The organism is Mesobacillus sp. ABV4_180, from assembly GCF_056158485.1.
The window spans coordinates 350734-369840 of sequence record NZ_JBSWTJ010000001.1; the positions used below are offsets into that span (position 1 = coordinate 350734).

Genomic DNA, 19107 nt, shown 5'->3' on the forward strand with positions numbered 1-19107 from the left:
TTGCCGCAAAATTCAAAGCTTGAGGTATTGGTAAAAAAAATCAGACAAGAAACGCCCACAATAAAAAGATTTACACTAAAAGCAGCCAATGGCACGAAGCTTCCGCCATTCAGTGGTGGTTCGCATTTAACCACATTTTTGCCGCACCCTTCAGGGATCCTGGAAAGGCAGTATTCCATTTTCAATACCTCTCCAGAACCAGGAGTGATTGAAATAGCGGTCAGGCTAACGGAAGACTCAACAGGCGGCTCATATTATTGGCATCATCATGTTCGTGAAGGTGATGTCTTAAATGTAAGTTATCCTAAAAATTATTTTCCACTGAGTTTCACGGCTAAACACCATGTTTTCTATGCAGGGGGAATAGGTATTACGCCATTTTTATCGATGATGGCAGAGCTGGCTGGTAAAAATCATAGCTTTGAGCTGCATTATGCTTCTAAATCAAAAAAGCAATGTGCTTTTTATGAATGCTTAAGAGAGTTATATCCCGGTCATATCCATTTTTATTTTACCGAGGGGGAAGAAGCCCAGCGCATATCGCCGCAGCAGCTTCTCAATCACCGAATCGGCACACATGTTTATATTTGCGGACCTGAGAAGATGATTCAGGATTTTACGGGAGCGGCAAAGGAATATGGTTATCCTACCTTCAATGTCCATTCCGAACGATTCGCACCGCCAGTGAATAGAGAACAGAAAGCTTTTCAGGTAACACTTAAAAGCAGCGGAAAACAGTTTGAAGTTCCAGCCGGGACTTCATTGCTGGATAGGCTGAGGGAAAATGGAATCACCGTTCCGTATTCCTGCCGTGTTGGCGGTTGCGGAACTTGTGAAGTGAACGTAAAAGAAGGGGAAATTCTCCACTGCGATTCTTTCCTGACGGAAGACCAGCAGCGTACCGGCAAAACCATGCTCAGCTGTGTATCGCGTGGAAATGGGATGCTGGTGTTGGAATTATAAAGAGAAAAGGAAAAACCCGCGTATAATGCGGGTTTTACTCGTTATTTCGCCATTTCTGCCTTCTTCTCAGATTGATCCACCACCGCTGCACCAACCACGTCTCCAACGACGTTTGAGGCTGTACCGGCCATGCCAATGATTGCATCGACACCAGCAATCAGGGCAACGATTTCGAGAGGCAGATCGAACATCGTCAATACAACCGAGAGGGTAACCAGTCCAGCAGCTGGAATTCCTGCTGTGCCAATCGAGAGAAGGGTTCCAACAAGTACGATCGTAATGAAATCCATCAGCGAGAAGTTCGCACCGGAAACATTAGCTGCAAAGACAATGGAGGCACCCATCCGCAGTGCTCCGCCGTCAGAATTGAACACCGCACCAAGGGGTAGACTGAAATTCACCATTTTCTCTGAGATGCCTGCTTTTTTCGCACTTTCAATTGCCACTGGCAGTGAGGCGATGCTGCTGGAAGTGAAGAATGCTGTTGTATAGGCATCTTTTGTATTGATAAAAAAGCTTCTGACAGGTATTTTAAACAGCTTCAAAGTTCCGCTATAAACAAAGATCCAGAGAATAACGATTCCAATATAAAAAACTGCGGTAAACTCCAATAGCGATGTTAGGGTATCCCATCCCTGTGTGCCAAAAGTGGTTGCTCCAATGGCAAAAATACCGATTGGCGCGTAAAGCAGGATCCCTTTTAAAACTCTAAAGAAAAGTTCATTTGCTGCTTCAACCAAGGTTTGCAGATGTGTTCCATATTGCTGGATTTTCTTCTCTTCAGAAAACCTCATCCCCGAAATCGTAAATCCGATGATAATCGCCAGGAATAGGATTGCCATTAAGTTTCCGGTTGTGAAAGCCGTAAAAAAGTTGTCCGGGACGATATTGAAAATGACGTCTGAAATGGATGGTGTTTCTGGTTTATCTACCTTTGCATCCGGAAGGGATAAAGATTCGCCTGGATTGACCCATAGGGCTAGGGCAAGGCCAATCAAAACAGCTGCAGCAGTTGTCAGCCCGTAGTAAAGAATTAATTTTCCGCCAGTCCTGCCCAATTGAGCGGGATTCATCTGGTTGACCGCAAGCACAACGGTAAGGAAGACCACTGGAGTAGCAATCAGATTAAGCAATTTGATCAACAAGGTGCCAAGGGGCTTGAATACTTCTGTGTCTGGTCCCATCAATACGCCCGCCAAAATTCCTAGTACAAACCCAATCGTCATTTTTAAAATAAAGGATGAATTTTTATAAGATCTCCATATATTGCTCAATTTTCAACCGCCTCTTTACTAGAAATATAGTGAAATTTTACCTAATAATAAACTTACACTTGATGCTGTAAACACACAATAGGAAAAGTGGTTTTTATCCAGAGATACGGACACCGTAAACTTAGCCTGTGCGTATCACTTTCATCCCCGCAAGAATACAATGAGGTAAAATTCTGTAAGGACGGATGACGATGCCTATATCTTTGCCGGTAAGCATAAGAACCCTTAAAATTCGCGGGGGTCCCAAACAGTCAGTTTTGTATCCAAATGTATTCAATATGCACAATCAGGTTATGGAAAAGAGAATGAATAAGGCGATAATCTATCAAACTCAGCAGCTGATTGATGAACAAGCGGGAAATATGCCTACATCAGTGGAAGAAATGCTTGGTTATTATGAGATAAAGAACAACCAGCGGGATGTCCTGAGCCTGTCATTGATCAATTACACCTATCACTACCATGCAGCCCATGGGATGACCTATATAAAGTCTTTGACGTTTGATTTGCTGGAGGGGGAAAAGTTTGCGGGCTGGGGGACTTGTTCAAGCCTGGAAGTGACTATGTAAAGCGGCTTTCTGCTATTATTGATGCTCAAATCAAGGAACGTGATATCCAGTTGCTCAATGATTTCACCGCAATCAGGCCAGATCAGGACTTTTATATTGCTGATAAAAGCCTGATCGTCTATTTTCAGTTGTACGAAATCACCCCATATGCATTCGGTTTTCCAATGTTCCCAATCTCGGTTTATGAGATTGCGGATATTATTGATGAAAACGGTCCTCTTGGGAGGATGGCGCAGTCTTAGTTCAAGATCAGTTTGTATGTTTACCGTACCCGATTCGGATGCGGTTTTTTTAATCTTAGAAAGTCTTAATGGAATCCGATTGTTATATAAATAGATAAACGTTGAAATCTACCATGCATTGAGGAGGTTTTTATGAAATCGTTCCTGATCATCACCCAGGTTTTGTATATACTTTCTTTCGTTCCGTGGTTTGTCATTTGGGGTTTGTCGTTCATGAGTTTTGATGGCGGCGTCAACTTTTATAATTCAATCTTTGTGTTGGTGATCACTTTATATCCGGTTGCAGTCGTTACAGGCTCTGTTTCATCATGGATCTTCAGGGTGAAAAAGAAGCGGCTTGCCATAATGTTGAATCTGATTCCAATGATATGGATCATCGCCTTTTTTAGTTTCATGTTTATTTACAGTTGATCAACTTTATATTTAATTCTTGAATGAAATAAGCAGGTGCAATTCACCTGCTTATTTTTTACTATATTTTTCGATCCAGCAGCTGCGGAGGCTGCTCGAGCCATTTTTCTGAAATCGTCAATATCAGGCCTTTGCCGTAAAATTTTTTCATTTCAGTTGAGATATTGGTGAATTTTGTGACGATATCGGTACGTAAACTTGATGTCAGTGCCTGGTTGATCATGATGAAACAGAACATTCCCAAGCAAGTATTCACAAAGAACATCATAAGCTTATCTGAAAACGGAGATATATTCACATCATAAATGTTATAGTCACCGGAAGCTGAAACCGGAATATTTTCTTTATCAAATACTTCCTGGAGGGAACTTGTCACTTTTTCAAGAGCCTGATTTCCTTTGCTAAGATGCTGTTTTAGGTCTTTCGATTTGGCTAGTTTGCCAAAGGTGACAAGAATCATCTTGGAAAATTGTGCCCGATGAATTATTCTTGTGAGATTGGCGATTTCAGCAGCATTTACAGGTCTTGAACCGCCAAAAAGGCCATTCAGGTAATTCATGTGGTTCACCATATCGATCGTGTGGTCCATGGCGACTTGAGGCGGCTTTATATACACACCTTTTGACAACATCAATTCAGTCATTTCGTTTTGAATCTTTGAGACAAACTCTATGCATCCTTGAAATAGCGCTCTGATATCCTTTCTGGTTGAGTCGGAAAATGCACTGGGATATGTAATCATCGAGAGCATGGTAATATCATGGCAAATGTATAAAATAAAGGTGTCGGAAAATACTTTTCCTGCATCAGCCTTCACGTCTTCAGCAGTGAAACCCAGAGGAATCGTCAGCTTCTCTTTCGTAAAAATCTCTTTGAGGTCACCGGTGTTTTTATTGGCGAAATCCAGAAGTTTTCTAACCATATCTTTAACTTCATCATCTTCGACTGTGGCCAGGAAGTACTCGTAAAAACGCACTTCCATCGTGATTTTCAGATAGGCTGCCCATATATTGGAGACCTCGGTAGCGGTCAATTCAACGTTTGATTCATTGGTTCTTTCAGACATTTCACACACTCCTTTCCTATTATTGTTACTATTAAGAAATAAATTATTACCTTGCCCAATACATATTTGGAAAAGTGGGGGAAAAACTTTTGAAAAGGAGGTTTTCAAATTGAGAAAGTACTTATTGATGTTTTTGCTTGCCTTTTCAATGTTTTCCATCACAGGATGTGGAAATGATGCACCACCAGAAGAAGACGAACAGCTTGAAGATGTTGAGGAAGAAGATGAAATTGGCGACGATGAAATAGATGATGAATAATGTAGGGATTATGTTCCAGAAGGGCTAACAGCTATTTAGTTGTTGGCCCTTTCTTATGGATAAATAGGTATAAGCCGGACCTGATTTTCAATTGCAGAATAAACTATCCCAAGGTCTATTAGGCCAGAAGTAACGAGCAGTCAATTTACTATGAAAGGAGAATGAATTTGAAAGTTGGTCCGATTAATGCGTTAAATGGATTTCCAGTTTGGTACGAAGATGAAAATGGACTGAAGCTGATGCTGAACACAGACCCAAATGATCCTTTTTCAGGTCTAACTCCTGCTGACCTGCCAAATCCCGGACAACCAGTTTCTTTTCCTGACAATTTTCCGAGTGAGGCATTTTATTTTGCTGCGGAAGCAGAAATGGAAACAGGAACAGGTGAAAGGGCAAGATTAGTTTTAGCAATTGAGGCGGCTTTTGCAAACGAAGTACCTATTGATGGAGATCAAACTGTGTTTGGCCGCATCCGCGTTAGGGTTGCCGGGTTGCAGGCCGGGGTGGAGTATACAGTCACCCATCCATATGGTGTGGATGTATATGAAGCCGAGGATGATGGCGACGGAGCAGGAGAAATTAATGTCACAGAAGATATCGGAATATGCCCCCTTGAATTTGAACAGCTGTTTAACAGCAGGGTCCATCCTTTTTTACAATGGGATCCTAGTGTAGCTCCGGCACCACCGGCAGGATATATTGGAGATCCCAATGTGCTGCATCCTGTGATTGGCAGTCCTTATACCACACCGTCTAATGAGCTGCAAAATATTTTCAGGATTGAAGGGCCGGGAATCGGCATCGGCTCGCCTGACCAATCCACTACACCTGGTTTCAATCCGGACAATACCATTGAAACAAGGAATTTTTCTATATTAGGTAAAATATCAACCATCTCTGGTGTTGATGTGACAAGAACGACATATACCCAGATTGATGCTTCAGGCGGTTTTATTGATGTTTTTGCCAGTTCAGATACTACGCCGCAACAAATTGAGGTAACAGGTGAGGGGATCGACCCTACAATCCTCCAAGGTGGTAATGGATTATATTATGGACGTGTTTCTTTTACTGGAGCCAATCCTCCTGCAATAATTACAGTAACGAATATAGGCGATAATGATCCGGCAAGCGTAAAACAAGCAGCACCTGTCGATTTTATCACAGCCTCAGCCAGCTATGATAATGACACGAAAACACTTACAGTTGATGCTGTCTCTAGTGATTCTATCCATCCAACCGATTTGACCGTAAAAGATTTTGGGCTTGGGAACCTAACTGTGCCTTCTGATGGCCCACTAATACTGAATTTAACCAACCCTCCATCGAATCTGGTTATCCAATCAACAGCCGGAGGGGAAGCAACCGTCCCGGTCATTGTAAATGGATCACCTGATGTTCCGGTTGGAGTGACAGCCAATGCTGGCCCAGATCAGACTGTTTTGGCAGAATCTCTAGTCACGCTGGATGGAACAGGTTCAACGGGTCCGATCACTGCTTATAACTGGATGCAAATGGATGGGGAAACGGTCATCTTGGATAATGCAGACACTGCTTCGCCTTCCTTCACTGCTCCTTTGACACCAGGTACTCTTACTTTTGAACTAACAGTACAAGGGGATGGAGGACCGGCCATTGACACCGTTGACGTGGAGGTTGTTGATTCTAGTCCTGCACCGATTGCCAATGCTGGAACAGATCAGACCGTTCAACAAGATACACTTATATCATTAACTGGAAGTGCGGTTGGAGATGTTACAACCTATAACTGGGAACAAATCTCAGGACCTGTTGTCCAAATCCTCGATGCTGATTCTGCAAACGCCTCATTCATCGCACCAAAGCAAGCAGCTACCTTCACCTTTAAACTCACTGTAACCGGACCGGGAGGAAGTTCAACTGATACTGTCCAAGTGATGACTCTTCCTGATAACTTAACCATTACCCAGGCTGAGTACAGAATCGGAGACTCCGAATGGCGAATATCAGGCACGACAGATGTTGCTGGGCCAGGGGTCATCATCACAATCTTTATCGGAAACACATTAGAGGGAACAGTCCTGGCCCAGGTCGAGGCAGATGCCCTTGGCATTTGGCGGTATCGGGTTGAACCTTCAGCTTTCCAGCCGGATGCTACACGTTCCATCTCAGTCGAATCTAGTTCAGGCGGAGTCATCACAAATATTCCCGTTACGATCCGCCAATAAAATCAAGGATAAATGAGAGGTGAATCAAACATGCAATTATGTTCAAGATGCAATAGATGGTATTGCCGCTGCACTCATGGTCCGCAAGAGCCATGCTGGGAATCATGCCCGCCAGGTCAGAAGGGTGACCCAGGGCCCCCAGGACCACCAGGTGAGCGCGGTATTCCAGGGCCCCCTGGTCCAAAGGGGGATCCGGGTCCTCAGGGGTCTCCAGGATTAAAGGGAGACCCAGGGATCCAAGGTCCAAAAGGGGATCCTGGACCACAAGGCTTACAAGGTGAACAAGGTCCAAAAGGGGATCCTGGCGAAAGAGGTCCAGCTGGTCCGGGGGGTTCGGTTGGCTCAAGTTTTGGATTTGCATACTCACCGTCCGTCAGCAGCGACAGCGGGGTTGTTAAGTTTTCGGTAGCGGGTCCTTTACAGGACTTTGAGTTAACTGCCGAAGGGCTGAAGTCATTAACATCCGGTATTTTTCAGATAGGCTATAAGGTGGATGTAATCAATGAAGGAGATTCTTTAGAGACTGCAAAATTCCAGTTGCTAGTCAATGAATCTGTTAATGTTGGATCATCCGTAACGGATTCAAGATCTACAGCTAATTTACAATCCACACAGCTGCTTTCACTGATGGAAAATGATGTAGTAAAGCTCATAGCTGACATTCCTCAGGGTATGAGCTATTCATTGCCTGCATTGCAAATAATTAAAATTGGAAACTAATTTTCGGGAGCAAAGATCCTTCTTTGCTCCTTTTAATCATTGCAAACATCATTTGCAGAAAACCAACGCAATAGGAATGCTCCACTTTTTCGTTTATAATATAGGGAATAGAAATAGGAATATACGGAGGAAGAATTCATGTCTAAACTGCCAAAATGCCCAAAATGCAACTCTGAATATACATACGAGGACGGATCCATGCTGGTGTGTCCCGAATGTGCACATGAATGGAATCCGGCAGCAGAAGCTGATACAAGTGAGGATTCTAAAGTGATCAAGGATTCAAACGGGAATATTCTGAATGACGGAGATTCTGTATCGGTCATCAAGGATCTTAAAGTAAAAGGCACTTCATCCGTGATTAAAATCGGGACCAAGGTCAAAAGCATACGCCTCGTTGATGGCGACCATGATATCGAGTGCAAGATTGACGGATTTGGTGCAATGAAGCTGAAGTCTGAATTCGTAAAAAAGATATAATCAGGAAATAGCCAGGCATTCAGCCTGGCTTATTTCATGCTTATATTAAGAAAGTACGGCATTCTTTTGCTTAGGGTATCGCCATGCAAAATCAAATTCCAGATTGATTACCCCACTCACTTCTATGAAACTTACCAAACCATATTCTTTCGTCAGGAACTGGTTTTTATTAATTGGTTTTCCAACTAAATCAAGATTTGACTGTAAATCTTTGATAATGAGAGAGTCACTTTGAATACGTACATCGAATGTCTCGACGCCGTCGCTGTACTGCCCTGTCCACTCTTCCCAGGTTGCAGGGCTCGTTGGTGTTTCTGACTGGAATTCTGGGCATGCTTTGCTGTTGACGACAATGCATTTGTTCGTATTCCCTTCATTTTGGACAGGAAATCCCACTGTAAAAACAATGTTCCCATCCTGGTCTTTCGCAAGATAAGTATCAGCGTTGTACGGCTGTAAATTAAATTCTTGTTCATTATGTTTCATTAATACTGAATCACCATCATTTTTCTTAATCTCAAAAAGACCATAATAGCTATGGAGAAAGGTCCCTTCATACAATGGAAGACGAGTTCCGACATACGGCAAATCATTGATTGTTTCAGCTGAAGCATGATCTTTTAATAATTCATCAACGATTTCATAGCCAGCCTGAAAAATATTCTCTCCATTGGCCAGTGCGATTACAGCGATTCCCTTTTCTGGTATAAGGATGAACTGGCTGGAGTATTGATTACTGTATTGGCCATAATGCCAGAAACGTTCGATAGCATCCTTTGTTTCTCTGAAAAAAGTAATTCCACAGCCACCCTCAGTCAGGTTATACCATTTGCTTTGCAACCTTCTCATCTCGTTTACTGAAGATAGTGAGAGGAGCTGACTGCCCGCGTATGCTCCGTTTTGAAGGTGGAGCATGGCAAACTTGCTTAAGTCCTCAATGGATGAAAATGCAAAATAGGAGGGATAGCTGGCAACAGTATCATAAACCTGATGTGAAACATGCAGGTTTCCCTTTGTATCTTTTTTATGTGGAAGGGCAAAAGGATAAGTCATTGCCTTTAATGGGTCGTAGGTTGTTTGCGACATCTCAAGCTTATCAAATAGCATTTCCTGAACGATTTTCGGAAAAGGTGTGTTGGTTACCTGCTCAGCAACAAATCCTGCAATATTCAAGGCGTGATTACCGTAAGTATAGGCAGAACCTGGATGAAACAGAATAGGCAGGGTTGGTACAACTTCTTTCATGTAACGCAATAAGCCATCTTCTTGATATCGGGATCGTACATCATCGCCAGTAGGCAACCCTGATGTGTGGGTAAGAAGCATCCGAGTCGTAATAAGCTTGGAGCGTTCCTTGTCCCCAGCAGAAAACCAGGGTATATACTGCTGGACAGGCAGGTCCAAATCAATCAGACCTTTCTCAGCAAGCATCATTAGAACCGTTCCGGTAAAAAGCTTGCTTACAGAGGCGATTCTGAATAAGGTATCCGGACGGACAGGGGAACCCCACTGTTCAACCGTTGTTTTTCCAAATCCTTTGGATAAAATTACTTCACGGTCATTTATAACTGTAACTGCAGCTCCAGGGATGTGATTATTTTTCATGGAATCATGGATGATTCGCTCTATATTTTGAATGAGATTTGACATAACGACATGCTCCTTTAATTTCTTTCATGGACTTATAAATAATTCTATAAAAAATGTATAGTTCCTTCTTCTTGAAAAAAGAGGGCAACAGCCAGGCAGGCAGCTGTTGCCCTCATCTAATCAACACTTATTAAATTCTTTTTCTTCCCCATATCCAAGAATGACTACCTCTGTTTTCTTATATTCCTTTAAAAGTTCTTCAAATTCTTTGTCCTTATCGACCATGAATTCTACTACCGGGAAAGCCTTCAATAATTGTTGTAACGTTTCAGGGGATGCTGCTGATTCGCTGGTAGGGAATGTATGACTGGGAATGGCATATTTGACATCCAAAAGATTTCTTACAGCGTAGGCAGCTTCAACAGGACCCATTGTAAAATGTCCTGATGAAGCCAAGACAGCAATTTCGGGCTTGTAAACTTCCTGGATTAGCTTCATATCCATCATTAGTGCCGTATCTCCGGAGTGGTAGACTGTATAATCATCCTTAAAATCGAATATGTAACCTGCTGCTTCGCCTGCATATACGGGAGGGCCATCTGTTTCTCCATAAGAAGAAGTATGTTTAGCCTGAACCATTGTGATCTGAACATCTTCAAACTGTACCTTCCCACCAATATTAATCGGCAGTACATTTTTATATCCTTTTTGGAGAAGGATTAATGCCAATTCATATTGTGCCACTATCATTATGTCTGGTTTATGTTCGACTATTTTTGACAATCCGCTTGTATGATCGAAATGCCCATGTGTAAGGAAGACACAGTCAACCGATTGGAAAAAATCCGCAGTACTTAGCTGTGTCGGGAACCCTGGATTCATTTCAAAAAATGGGTCGATTAAATAGTTTCTTCCTTCATTGCTTTTATAAATATACATTGCGTGGCCCAATCTTTGGATTTTCATAATTTCAACCCCCTGAATCTTTAATTAAATTCCTCTATGATTTTTATTTCGAAGCTCAGCAATTCAGAACTTATTAAATTTCTCAGTTGAAATTATTTTCATTCCTGCGGCAGGGGAGGGGAGTCAGAGAGGAAAATTAGTAAATGAAAATTCCAAAATATAGAAGAAAATAGGAATGTGTACAAAAAATGTATACATGTTTACAGATTGTAAACATGAAGTATACAATTACGTTTACATGTATACAAAACTGTACACATTCGATAATATCAACATGTATACAACTTTGTAATCTTTGTGTACAATTATGTATACAAATTGGTAGAGGTTTACATATTGTTTACATGTTTACAATTATATTTCTTTTATCCGAAATTTATTGCAGTATCTATTAATTGCCTTTACCTTTAAAATAGTAAGTGAGTATACATATTTACTTAGATTAATGAAAAGGAATGATATGAATGACAAAATCCAGAATTGCAGCTGTTGATGTTGGTAACGATTCTATTAAAGCTATTTTCGGAGAATTTGATAATGAGCTGAACATCCCTAATATTGTTGCAAGGGACACTGAAGATCGTCCTGTAATCGGAATTGAGGAGCTGGACACGAAAGATCCTCTTGAAGGTATTCATATTCGAGTCCACTCCCCTGCCCTGAAAGATAATAATGGAATCTATAGAGTTGGTAATCTGGCTACTAAAAGTGATAATGCGACTGAATTGGATCCAGGGAGCAGCAAGTCTGAAGAAGACCAGACCTTGATCATGCTGTTTGCAACTCTTGCATTAGATGCAGTTAAAGAAGAGAATGCAAAGCTTTTCCCGAAGAACAAGAACGTGATTGATGCGAACTACACGCTAGGTACTGGCCTTCCGCTTCGTGAAGTCAAAGAAGGTAAGGATGCAGGCTACCGCTCTAAGCTGGTAGGATCTGTACACCAGGTTGAATTCCTAGTAACTCCTAAGTACCAGGGTCTGAAAGTCAATATTAAATTCGAAGAAGTGAAGGTATATCCTGAAGGTTTCGCAGCTTATATCAACCTGGTAATGGATAACAACCTAAAAATCATCAATAAAGATTTAATTGATAGAAGAATCCTTATTCAGGATATCGGCGGCCTTTCTACAGATATCGCTGTCATTAAAAACCGAAATGTCGATGATGATAAAGCACAAGGGTTTAACCTTGGTGTTTCCGAAGCCCTTGAACAAATCAGAGAAGAAATCCGCAGCAAGCATGGCGTGGAACTGGACAGCCGCACAGATGTTGTTGAAATCATCACACGCAAAAATGACCGCAATCACATCATGGTAAAAGGAAGCCGTACCAGCGTCCATGATATTACGGACCGTATCCTGCTTGAGCTGGCTAAAAAGCAATATCGCCTGCTCCGCAATGTATGGGCGAAGAATTCACAGACTGAAATCTGCTATTTCGTTGGCGGCGGCGCTACAGTCCTTAAGGAATATATCAAGACACTGAACAATAACCTCGATGGCTACAATATTGAATTCTTCGAGGATGAAAAAGAAAGCATCTGGATGATGGCGAATGCTTACTATAAGCTCATCATGGATTTTGTGAAGAAATCAGAAAAGAGCAAAGCTGCTTCTGAGCCTGTTAAAAGCTAAGATAAGGTGATTCTATGAAAAAACCCAACCCTAATGAGATTAAGAGAGGACAAGCGATATCTTTCCGCGTTCCCTCTGATACACCTGACCATATTTTAAAGCAACTGCAAAAATTGAAAGAAACTGAGAGAAGAAATTTTTCTAGCAGGATTGCTGAATTCGTTATGCAGGGTGCAGGGAATTCCTACTCCAGGGAACGGGAAACGATTACGATTCCCCTTCCTCGAAATCTAAGTAAATCACAACGGGCTTGGCTAAAACATGAGCATTCGGAGGCTTTGCTTGGGAATATTGTTTACCATTTGCTGACGGATCCTGTACGGGCAACCTCGCTGCTAGCTTCACTGAACAGTAAGTCCATCGAAATCGATGAGGCACTGTACCTTCAGGAAGAAATGGAATATCCGCATATGGCAGCAATTGAGGAGTCGCCAGTAGCCGAAGAAACAGCTTCTGCTGCTGAATTGGATACAGTGGACGATGACCTCGATTCGTTTGTATGGGAATCAATCAAGCAAACTGAAAACCAAGATCATGAAGAAGTTGAAGAGAAGGAAGAGGATTTGGATGATCTTCTCGGAGATTTCCTTGCAAAAATGAACAAGTAAAAAATGAACCCATGGGAACTCAGTTTCCCATGGGTTTTTCACTGTTAATTATAAGAAGACTCTAATTCATCAATCAGTGAACCAACATACGCAACCGCTTTGCGGACTGGTTCAGGTGTCGACATGTCGAGGCCTGCGTGCTTGAGTAAATCGAGAGGCGTCATGGTGCCGCCAGCGCGGAGCACCTCAAGCCAGCGGTCGACAGCCGGCTGGCCTTCTTCCTCGATTGTTTGCGCCACCGCAGTCGATGCTGTTAAGCCTGCTGAATACGTATATGGATACAAGCCCATATAGTAGTGAGGCTGACGCATCCAGGTCAGGCCAGCTCCTTCATCGATTTCCACTGTATCGCCCCAGAATCCTGTCAGGACGTCCGTTTTAATCTCGGTTAAGGTTTTTGCCGTAAGGGCTTTGCCGGCCTCAGCATGGGCATATACTCGGCGCTGGTACTCTGCTTCAAGCAAATGAGTGACAAAGTTATGATAATATGTTCCAAGCAGCTGGAGGATGACCCAGCGCCGCATTTGCTGATCGTCTTTATTCTCCTTGAGAAGGTGCTGTGCAAGGAGCATTTCATTCATCGTAGATGGTGCCTCGATAAAATACATGGAAGGGCGGACGTTCATGATCCGCTGGTTCTGGTTCGCCAAATAAAAATGGCCTGCGTGCCCAAATTCATGTGCTAGCGTAAAGCAGCCGCGCATATTGTCAGCCCATGTAATCAGGATGTAAGGGTGGGAGCCATATGGACTTGAACAGAACGCTCCAGTTGATTTGCCGACATTATCAGCAAGATCGACCCATCTTTCTTCGAATCCTTTTTCAATCATAGCGGTATACTCTGGACCCATAACCTTCAAGGATTCTGTAATCAGCTTGCTCGCCTCTTCAAAGGTAATCTTCGGGTCGAAATCCGGGTCAAAAGGAGCCTTCAGGTCACAAAACATCATTTTGTCCAGGCCTAATACCTGCTTCTTCAACTGGGCGAAGCGCCGCATATGCGGAGCCAGCTCCTTATAGATGATATCGATTTGGTTATTGTACATCTCTAATGTAACCTGCTGCGGTTCAAGCAGCATATGAGTGACAGACTCGTAATTTCGCAGCTTCGCCATGGTCACCTGTTTTTTTACCTCGGTGGCATAGGTTGCAGCAATCGTGTTTTTATATTGTTTAAGTGTGGATACAAATGAATCATATGCTTTTCTTCGTACATGTGTATCCGGCGAAAATTCATAGCGGCTTTCGAATAAGGCAAACGAAACAGGTAATTCGTTTTCATCACTATCAAGAATTGGAGCGAATTGCATATCAGCAAGCTTAGCCATTCCATAGATCGTATAAGGTGCTGAGTGGACTTCACCAAGGGATGCCAGCACTTCCTCGGTTTCCGGTGATAATTTATGCTTTTTTGTTTCTAAAAGCTCAAATAAGTTTTTCTTGAAAGGTTCCAGTTCGGGTTCTTCCTGAATGAACCTTGCCAATGTTCCTTCTTCGAATGCAAGAATTTCGGATGAAATGAAGGATAACGCAGCAAACGCTTTTGTACTGACGGCTGAAAGTTTAGCTGAATTAGCCTGGTTGACCGGGTCTATGCCATCTGCAGATTGCTTCAGGCTGGCGTATGTACGAACCTTGACAAGGCGTTGGGACAATTCCTCCTGGGCTGTAAGGCATTCCAGCAACACTTTTGCCCCTGTATGTAAAGTTCCTTTGAAAGCTGTGAATTTTATGATGTCATTCTCAATAGAAGTGAGCGCATCCTCCCATTCTTTATCTGATATAAACAAGTCATCGAGATCCCAGGTTAATTCAACAGGAACTTCCGAGCGTACAAGACGTTTTTCAACTGTTTTGTTCAATATGATCTCCTCCTTCTTTTACTTAATATTACTACGAAATGCGAAATAAGTTGAAATAAATTTTTAAAAAATACAGAAATATTAGAATATTAATAAAAAATTATAGTAAACACAAAATTCCTGGTTTATGATTAGTATGAAATGAGCCATATTATATAGGGTTTGGGTGGGAGTCAATTGATTCTAGACTACATAATTAATCTATCAATGCTTTCTTTGATGGTCAGTACTCCATTGGTCATCCGTTCATTTTTTAATCATAAACCTCTTAAGCAGCTAAAGATTTGGGCAGGAGTATATGCGGGGATCGTTTCCTCGATTCTAGTCAGCCTATCTTTTCAGGATCAAGGCTATTCATACGATATTCGTTATGCAGTCATTCTATTGGTGTTTGCTTATCTTGGACCTGGTGCAGGGGTAATTACAGGCAGTATTGCACTCATCTCCAGATTGATGGTCGGTGATAACTGGTTTCCGGCTATAATTGGCTGGATTGTGATGATGGTTGTATTTACAATGGTCCATAAATATACTCAGCAACTAAGACCAGTTAGAAGATATTTGGTCCTATTGGGCTCCTATATTCTGACTTATATTGTTACTGTCCCGATTCTCCTAAACGTAATTAGAGATAATCCTTATTTTCATCTGCAGTATTTAACATTTGTTTCTAGTGGCGTCCTTATTGGCGGAATATTAATCGAGTCATATGAAAAGTTACATAGAGTCATTACCGAAAGAAAAAGAATGGAAAAATCACTGGAGGAAAGTGAGTCAAAATACCGCCTGATTGCTGAGAATACGTCCGATCTCATCATGGTGATGGATAAAGAGCATTCAATAAGCTACTTTTCACCATCTCACGAAGAGGCATTGGGCTACAAGGTTCCAGAGCTGAGAAGTATGGTGCTCTTCAGCTTAATGCACCCAAATGACGTTAAAACTTTCCGCGAATTAATGAACGGTATATTTGAGAAAAACGAATCTAAGTCAGTTGAGTTCCGTATTCAGCATAAAAACGGGAATTGGCTTGATTTTGAGTCGCGCTGCATGCCTGTCAAGGGCGAGGGTCAATTGATCGAGCATATCGTAATCGTAAGCAGAGATATTTCTGAGCGGAAAAAAGCAGAGGAAATTCTTTTGCAATCAGAGAAGCTGTCCATTGTTGGGGAGCTTGCAGCAGGTGTTGCTCATGAAATAAGAAATCCACTAACGACCATCAAGGGATTTGTACAATTGTATGGAAAAGACAATGGTTCAAATGAATTCAATGATTTGCTCCTGAGCGAACTCGAACGAATCGAAACCATTACCAGTGAGATGCTTTCATTAGGCAAGCCTCAAGCCATCCAGCTTAACCGGGCAAACTTGTGTGACTTGCTGAATAATACAGTCGAGCTGCTTTCTCCACAGGCCCATATGAAGAATATTCAGTTCAGTCGCATTTATGAGGAGCCGGACTTGATCATTACATGCGAAAAGAATCAAATAAAACAGGTATTCCTTAATATATTCAAGAATGCAATGGAAGCTATGCCGAATGGCGGTAAGATCGCTATAAGCATCCGTAATGGCAAAGAAGGTGAGTGTGTTATTTCTGTGCAGGATGAAGGCTGCGGGATTCCGGAAGAACTGCTTCCTCGTTTAGGAGAGCCATTTTACACGTTGAAAGAAAAAGGGACAGGGCTGGGATTAATGATCTGCCATAAAATCATTAAACAGCATCAAGGTTCCATTTCTTATACCAGCAAGCTGAATGAGGGGACATTAATTGAAATAAGACTGCCTTTAGCCAGGTGATAAATTGATATCAGGAATCAGCATGATAATGAAGAAGGAGGACGGCATAAATGGCCGTCCTCCTTCTTCGTTATTGGTTAAACGTATAGAAAGTTTTCGCCCTGGCTTGATAGAACTGATACAGTACCAGTGCGATCGCTGATAAAACGATTCCTGAAATATAAGGCATTCCAATCGCAATCGTGAACAGCCATCCTCCTAACGGGGGGCCGATGATCCTGCCGAGTGAATCAAAGGAGGAAAGCAGGCCGGTCGTGCTTCCGTGCCCGGCAGTCGACTTCTTCGTCAATAAAGAGGACACACTGGGACGGATCAATCCGTTGCCTATTCCAAAAATGGTCAGGAATAGCGCGGCAGTTCCAAATCCTTCAGTCAGGAGGATCAGGCCAAAGCCGATGGCTGAAATGAAGATTCCCAACTGGATAACCGCTCCTTCGCCAAGCTTTTTCGTCATCCTGCCAACGAGTCCACCCTGGACGATGGCACCTGCAAGACCCATGATCATGAATATATAGCCTAATTCCACGGAACCCAGGCCAGCTTTCTCAGCTGCAAAATAAGCAAAGGTTGCTTCAAGTCCTGATAGTGACAGAGAAACGAACAGCTGCAGCACGAACAAAACAGATAAAGGACCGTTGAAGGCCTTCAGCAGAGAGTCTTTTTTCTTCGCCTGGCTATTGCGCTGCTCAACTGACAGTGATTCCTTCAGAACAAAAGTGACGAACAAAAACGTAATCAGTGAAGTGGCACCTGCAAGATAAAATGGCATATTCAAGCTTGATTGTGAGAAAACTCCGCCGATCGCCGGGCCGAAAATGAAACCCAGGCCAACAGCAGCCCCGACGATTCCCATCCCTTTTCCACGGTCTTCTTCAGACGTAATATCCGCTACATAAGCCATGACAGTCGGCATATTCGCCGATGACAACAGCCCGCCGATGATTCTTGCTGCAAACAGCATCCAGAGCTCAGAAGAAATCGCCATTAGGAAAAACGAGAGGGAGAGTCCCAGGATCCCAATCATGATGACAGGCTTCCTACCAATCCTGTCGGAAATCCTGCCCCACATCGGTGCAAATAAAAGCTGCATCAAGGAGTAGACTGCCATCAGCAGTCCCAACTGAGTTGGCGTCGCCCCTATTTCTTCCGCATAAAAAGGAATGACCGGTATGATGATCCCAAAGCCGACCATTACAAGAAACATAACTAAAAATAAAATAGGCAGAGCCTTTTTTGTGTCCATTAAATTTTTCCACTCCATTATCATTGCATTCATACTCTATGTAAGCTGAACTGATTTACTTTTAAAGCAATTATTAAAATTATAGCAGAAACCCCGGAGGTATACATAGAATCCTTCGTTTTGTTACAAGAAAATCGATCTGAGAGAATGCCGGAAATTGGAGGGGGGCCAGTCCAGCTATTCAAGACTACAAAACAATCAACATATGCAGCTCATTTATGATTCGAAAATAGATTTCTTGTGGATTGATTTGATCAGATTAAAGAATAAAATAGTGCAGGGCTGAACAATTAAATATACAGGCCAAGAAATAAACGGATTCCAATCTTTGTACTCAAGAAATTGGATGAATGGAGTAGTGGTGATATATTCAAATACGACACTTCCAATAGAAAGCAGGACAATATAAATCAGCAGCTTCATTCCTTTTAATTGGAGCATATCGTAGAAATAAATGAACACATAACCAAATGGAGCATAAGGGATATAGGAAAATAAATCGAAAAGTTCATATTTACCAGTGTCCATTATGTCGTAATAATCTTTATGCGGACCGGCCAAAAGATGGTCTGTGACTCGCGCAACAGCAACAGTGAACAAAAGCAGCAGAACCGTAATCGACGCGGGGAAGCGTTTTGGCAATTTGTATAGAAGAATTGCAAGCACAATTGTGGATAGGATAATAAACCATTCATTTTGATTAAAATCCTGTGGAAATGGCAAGATTGTCATGGTTTGATTCCTTCCCTTTTTAGTATGCTGCCAAAAGTTTTACCCAAAAAGGCGGTTATCAGCAAAAATGAGAACCAGGTTAAAAGGGAAGCCCAAAGTTTCCGATTTTCATATTTCATAATACTCATGAGAGTAAGGGAGAACTCGATACCAGCCAACAGGATGATCCATGTTGTAAAATACAGTACCCTTTTGGAAAAGGCACTGACATTTTTCTGAATTTCAAGATGCCAAAGAAGCAGCAAAGGAAAGATTATTACTTCAGCTACTCTGAACATGACAAAATGAGATGGATTCTTTGAAACCAGCAAATAATTCATATTATCTGCAATTACCGAAATAAAGCTGGTAAAAAGATATTCAATTCCCATAAATACAAAAATGAGCAGCAATAAGTTGTTCTTTTTCCTCTTAAGAAGATAGAACATGATGAGAATCAATGTTATGGATATAAAAAGTGATAAGGTTATCATAATTT

19 protein-coding genes are annotated in these 19107 nt (G+C 42.1%); 11 read left to right on the forward strand and 8 right to left on the reverse strand.

Annotated elements, in window-relative coordinates:
• Nucleotides 1–963 (forward strand): PDR/VanB family oxidoreductase, encoded by a 963-nt coding sequence (locus ACXAEA_RS01880; protein WP_475094247.1) that lies wholly within the window; start codon nt 1–3, stop codon nt 961–963.
• A 41-nt stretch (nt 964–1004) separates the two neighbouring features.
• On the opposite strand, the gene ACXAEA_RS01885 is transcribed toward ACXAEA_RS01880, so the two are convergent.
• A complete protein-coding gene (locus ACXAEA_RS01885; protein WP_475094248.1) occupies nt 1005–2237 on the reverse strand; it encodes a dicarboxylate/amino acid:cation symporter in 1233 nt (410 codons plus the stop codon).
• A gap of 191 nt (nt 2238–2428) precedes the next feature.
• Between ACXAEA_RS01885 and ACXAEA_RS01890 the strand changes: the two genes are divergently transcribed.
• From ACXAEA_RS01890 to ACXAEA_RS01900, 3 genes are all read left to right on the forward strand, one after another.
• Nucleotides 2429–2806: a polysaccharide deacetylase family protein gene (locus ACXAEA_RS01890; protein ID WP_475094249.1), complete on the forward strand. Its 378-nt coding sequence runs from the start codon at nt 2429–2431 to the stop codon at nt 2804–2806.
• The gene (locus ACXAEA_RS01895) at nt 2779–3048 is read left to right on the forward strand and encodes an RsiV family protein (protein WP_475094250.1); all 270 of its coding nucleotides are present in this window, start codon (nt 2779–2781) and stop codon (nt 3046–3048) included. The genes ACXAEA_RS01890 and ACXAEA_RS01895 overlap by 28 nt, the downstream gene beginning before the upstream one ends.
• Nucleotides 3049–3180: 132 nt before the next feature.
• On the forward strand, nt 3181–3459 hold the full coding sequence (locus ACXAEA_RS01900; protein WP_475094251.1) for a hypothetical protein: 279 nt from the start codon (nt 3181–3183) through the stop codon (nt 3457–3459).
• A 61-nt stretch (nt 3460–3520) separates the two neighbouring features.
• On the opposite strand, the gene ACXAEA_RS01905 is transcribed toward ACXAEA_RS01900, so the two are convergent.
• On the reverse strand, nt 3521–4525 hold the full coding sequence (locus tag ACXAEA_RS01905; RefSeq protein WP_475094252.1) for a DUF3231 family protein: 1005 nt from the start codon (nt 4523–4525) through the stop codon (nt 3521–3523).
• A gap of 109 nt (nt 4526–4634) precedes the next feature.
• On the opposite strand from ACXAEA_RS01905, the gene ACXAEA_RS01910 reads away from it, so the two are divergent.
• The 4 genes from ACXAEA_RS01910 (at nt 4635) to ACXAEA_RS01925 (ending at nt 8191) form a co-directional block, all read left to right on the forward strand.
• Nucleotides 4635–4784: a hypothetical protein gene (locus ACXAEA_RS01910; protein WP_475094253.1), complete on the forward strand. Its 150-nt coding sequence runs from the start codon at nt 4635–4637 to the stop codon at nt 4782–4784.
• A gap of 161 nt (nt 4785–4945) precedes the next feature.
• A complete protein-coding gene (locus ACXAEA_RS01915; protein WP_475094254.1) occupies nt 4946–6991 on the forward strand; it encodes a PKD domain-containing protein in 2046 nt (681 codons plus the stop codon).
• Between the two features lie 30 nt (nt 6992–7021).
• Nucleotides 7022–7711: a collagen-like triple helix repeat-containing protein gene (locus ACXAEA_RS01920; RefSeq protein ID WP_475094255.1), complete on the forward strand. Its 690-nt coding sequence runs from the start codon at nt 7022–7024 to the stop codon at nt 7709–7711.
• Between the two features lie 138 nt (nt 7712–7849).
• A complete protein-coding gene (locus tag ACXAEA_RS01925) occupies nt 7850–8191 on the forward strand; it encodes a zinc ribbon domain-containing protein YjdM (RefSeq protein WP_475094256.1) in 342 nt (113 codons plus the stop codon).
• A 45-nt stretch (nt 8192–8236) separates the two neighbouring features.
• Here the strand turns inward: ACXAEA_RS01925 and ACXAEA_RS01930 are convergent, their stop codons facing one another.
• Both ACXAEA_RS01930 and ACXAEA_RS01935 read right to left on the reverse strand, forming a co-directional pair.
• On the reverse strand, nt 8237–9841 hold the full coding sequence (locus ACXAEA_RS01930; RefSeq protein ID WP_475094257.1) for a serine hydrolase domain-containing protein: 1605 nt from the start codon (nt 9839–9841) through the stop codon (nt 8237–8239).
• A 120-nt stretch (nt 9842–9961) separates the two neighbouring features.
• Nucleotides 9962–10747 carry a metal-dependent hydrolase gene (locus tag ACXAEA_RS01935; RefSeq protein ID WP_475094258.1) on the reverse strand — a complete coding sequence of 262 codons (786 nt, stop codon included), beginning with the start codon at nt 10745–10747 and terminating at the stop codon, nt 9962–9964.
• Nucleotides 10748–11211: 464 nt separating this feature from the next.
• Here ACXAEA_RS01935 and ACXAEA_RS01940 point away from each other — a divergent pair, with 464 nt between their 5' ends.
• The gene (locus ACXAEA_RS01940; protein WP_475094259.1) at nt 11212–12384 is read left to right on the forward strand and encodes an Alp7A family actin-like protein; all 1173 of its coding nucleotides are present in this window, start codon (nt 11212–11214) and stop codon (nt 12382–12384) included.
• Nucleotides 12385–12398: 14 nt separating this feature from the next.
• Entirely contained in the window at nt 12399–12992 is a 594-nt protein-coding gene (locus ACXAEA_RS01945) for a hypothetical protein (protein ID WP_475094260.1), read from the forward strand.
• A gap of 44 nt (nt 12993–13036) precedes the next feature.
• On the opposite strand, the gene pepF is transcribed toward ACXAEA_RS01945, so the two are convergent.
• Nucleotides 13037–14854, reverse strand: coding sequence for an oligoendopeptidase F (pepF, locus tag ACXAEA_RS01950; protein ID WP_475094261.1), 1818 nt, complete (start codon nt 14852–14854; stop codon nt 13037–13039).
• Between the two features lie 177 nt (nt 14855–15031).
• Between pepF and ACXAEA_RS01955 the strand changes: the two genes are divergently transcribed.
• A complete protein-coding gene (locus ACXAEA_RS01955) occupies nt 15032–16654 on the forward strand; it encodes an ATP-binding protein (protein ID WP_475094262.1) in 1623 nt (540 codons plus the stop codon).
• A gap of 70 nt (nt 16655–16724) precedes the next feature.
• Here ACXAEA_RS01955 and ACXAEA_RS01960 read toward each other — a convergent pair whose 3' ends face one another.
• The 3 genes from ACXAEA_RS01960 to ACXAEA_RS01970 form a co-directional block, all read right to left on the reverse strand.
• Nucleotides 16725–17897, reverse strand: coding sequence for an MFS transporter (locus tag ACXAEA_RS01960; protein WP_475094263.1), 1173 nt, complete (start codon nt 17895–17897; stop codon nt 16725–16727).
• Between the two features lie 216 nt (nt 17898–18113).
• On the reverse strand, nt 18114–18629 hold the full coding sequence (locus ACXAEA_RS01965) for a hypothetical protein (protein ID WP_475094264.1): 516 nt from the start codon (nt 18627–18629) through the stop codon (nt 18114–18116).
• On the reverse strand, nt 18626–19102 hold the full coding sequence (locus tag ACXAEA_RS01970; RefSeq protein WP_475094265.1) for a hypothetical protein: 477 nt from the start codon (nt 19100–19102) through the stop codon (nt 18626–18628). Before ACXAEA_RS01970 ends, ACXAEA_RS01965 begins: the two co-directional genes overlap by 4 nt.
• Nucleotides 19103–19107 lie beyond the last annotated feature (5 nt).

Coding starts and splice junctions, on each gene's coding strand:
- ACXAEA_RS01940 (WP_475094259.1), top strand. CDS start 11,212: ATGACAAAATCCAGAATTGCAGCTGTTGATGTTGGTAACGATTCTATT.
- ACXAEA_RS01970 (WP_475094265.1), bottom strand. CDS start 19,102: ATGATAACCTTATCACTTTTTATATCCATAACATTGATTCTCATCATG.
- ACXAEA_RS01930 (WP_475094257.1), bottom strand. CDS start 9,841: ATGTCAAATCTCATTCAAAATATAGAGCGAATCATCCATGATTCCATG.
- ACXAEA_RS01905 (WP_475094252.1), bottom strand. CDS start 4,525: ATGTCTGAAAGAACCAATGAATCAAACGTTGAATTGACCGCTACCGAG.
- ACXAEA_RS01890 (WP_475094249.1), top strand. CDS start 2,429: ATGCCTATATCTTTGCCGGTAAGCATAAGAACCCTTAAAATTCGCGGG.
- ACXAEA_RS01925 (WP_475094256.1), top strand. CDS start 7,850: ATGTCTAAACTGCCAAAATGCCCAAAATGCAACTCTGAATATACATAC.
- ACXAEA_RS01920 (WP_475094255.1), top strand. CDS start 7,022: ATGCAATTATGTTCAAGATGCAATAGATGGTATTGCCGCTGCACTCAT.
- ACXAEA_RS01915 (WP_475094254.1), top strand. CDS start 4,946: ATGAATTTGAAAGTTGGTCCGATTAATGCGTTAAATGGATTTCCAGTT.
- ACXAEA_RS01960 (WP_475094263.1), bottom strand. CDS start 17,897: ATGGACACAAAAAAGGCTCTGCCTATTTTATTTTTAGTTATGTTTCTT.
- ACXAEA_RS01965 (WP_475094264.1), bottom strand. CDS start 18,629: ATGACAATCTTGCCATTTCCACAGGATTTTAATCAAAATGAATGGTTT.
- ACXAEA_RS01900 (WP_475094251.1), top strand. CDS start 3,181: ATGAAATCGTTCCTGATCATCACCCAGGTTTTGTATATACTTTCTTTC.
- ACXAEA_RS01945 (WP_475094260.1), top strand. CDS start 12,399: ATGAAAAAACCCAACCCTAATGAGATTAAGAGAGGACAAGCGATATCT.
- ACXAEA_RS01935 (WP_475094258.1), bottom strand. CDS start 10,747: ATGAAAATCCAAAGATTGGGCCACGCAATGTATATTTATAAAAGCAAT.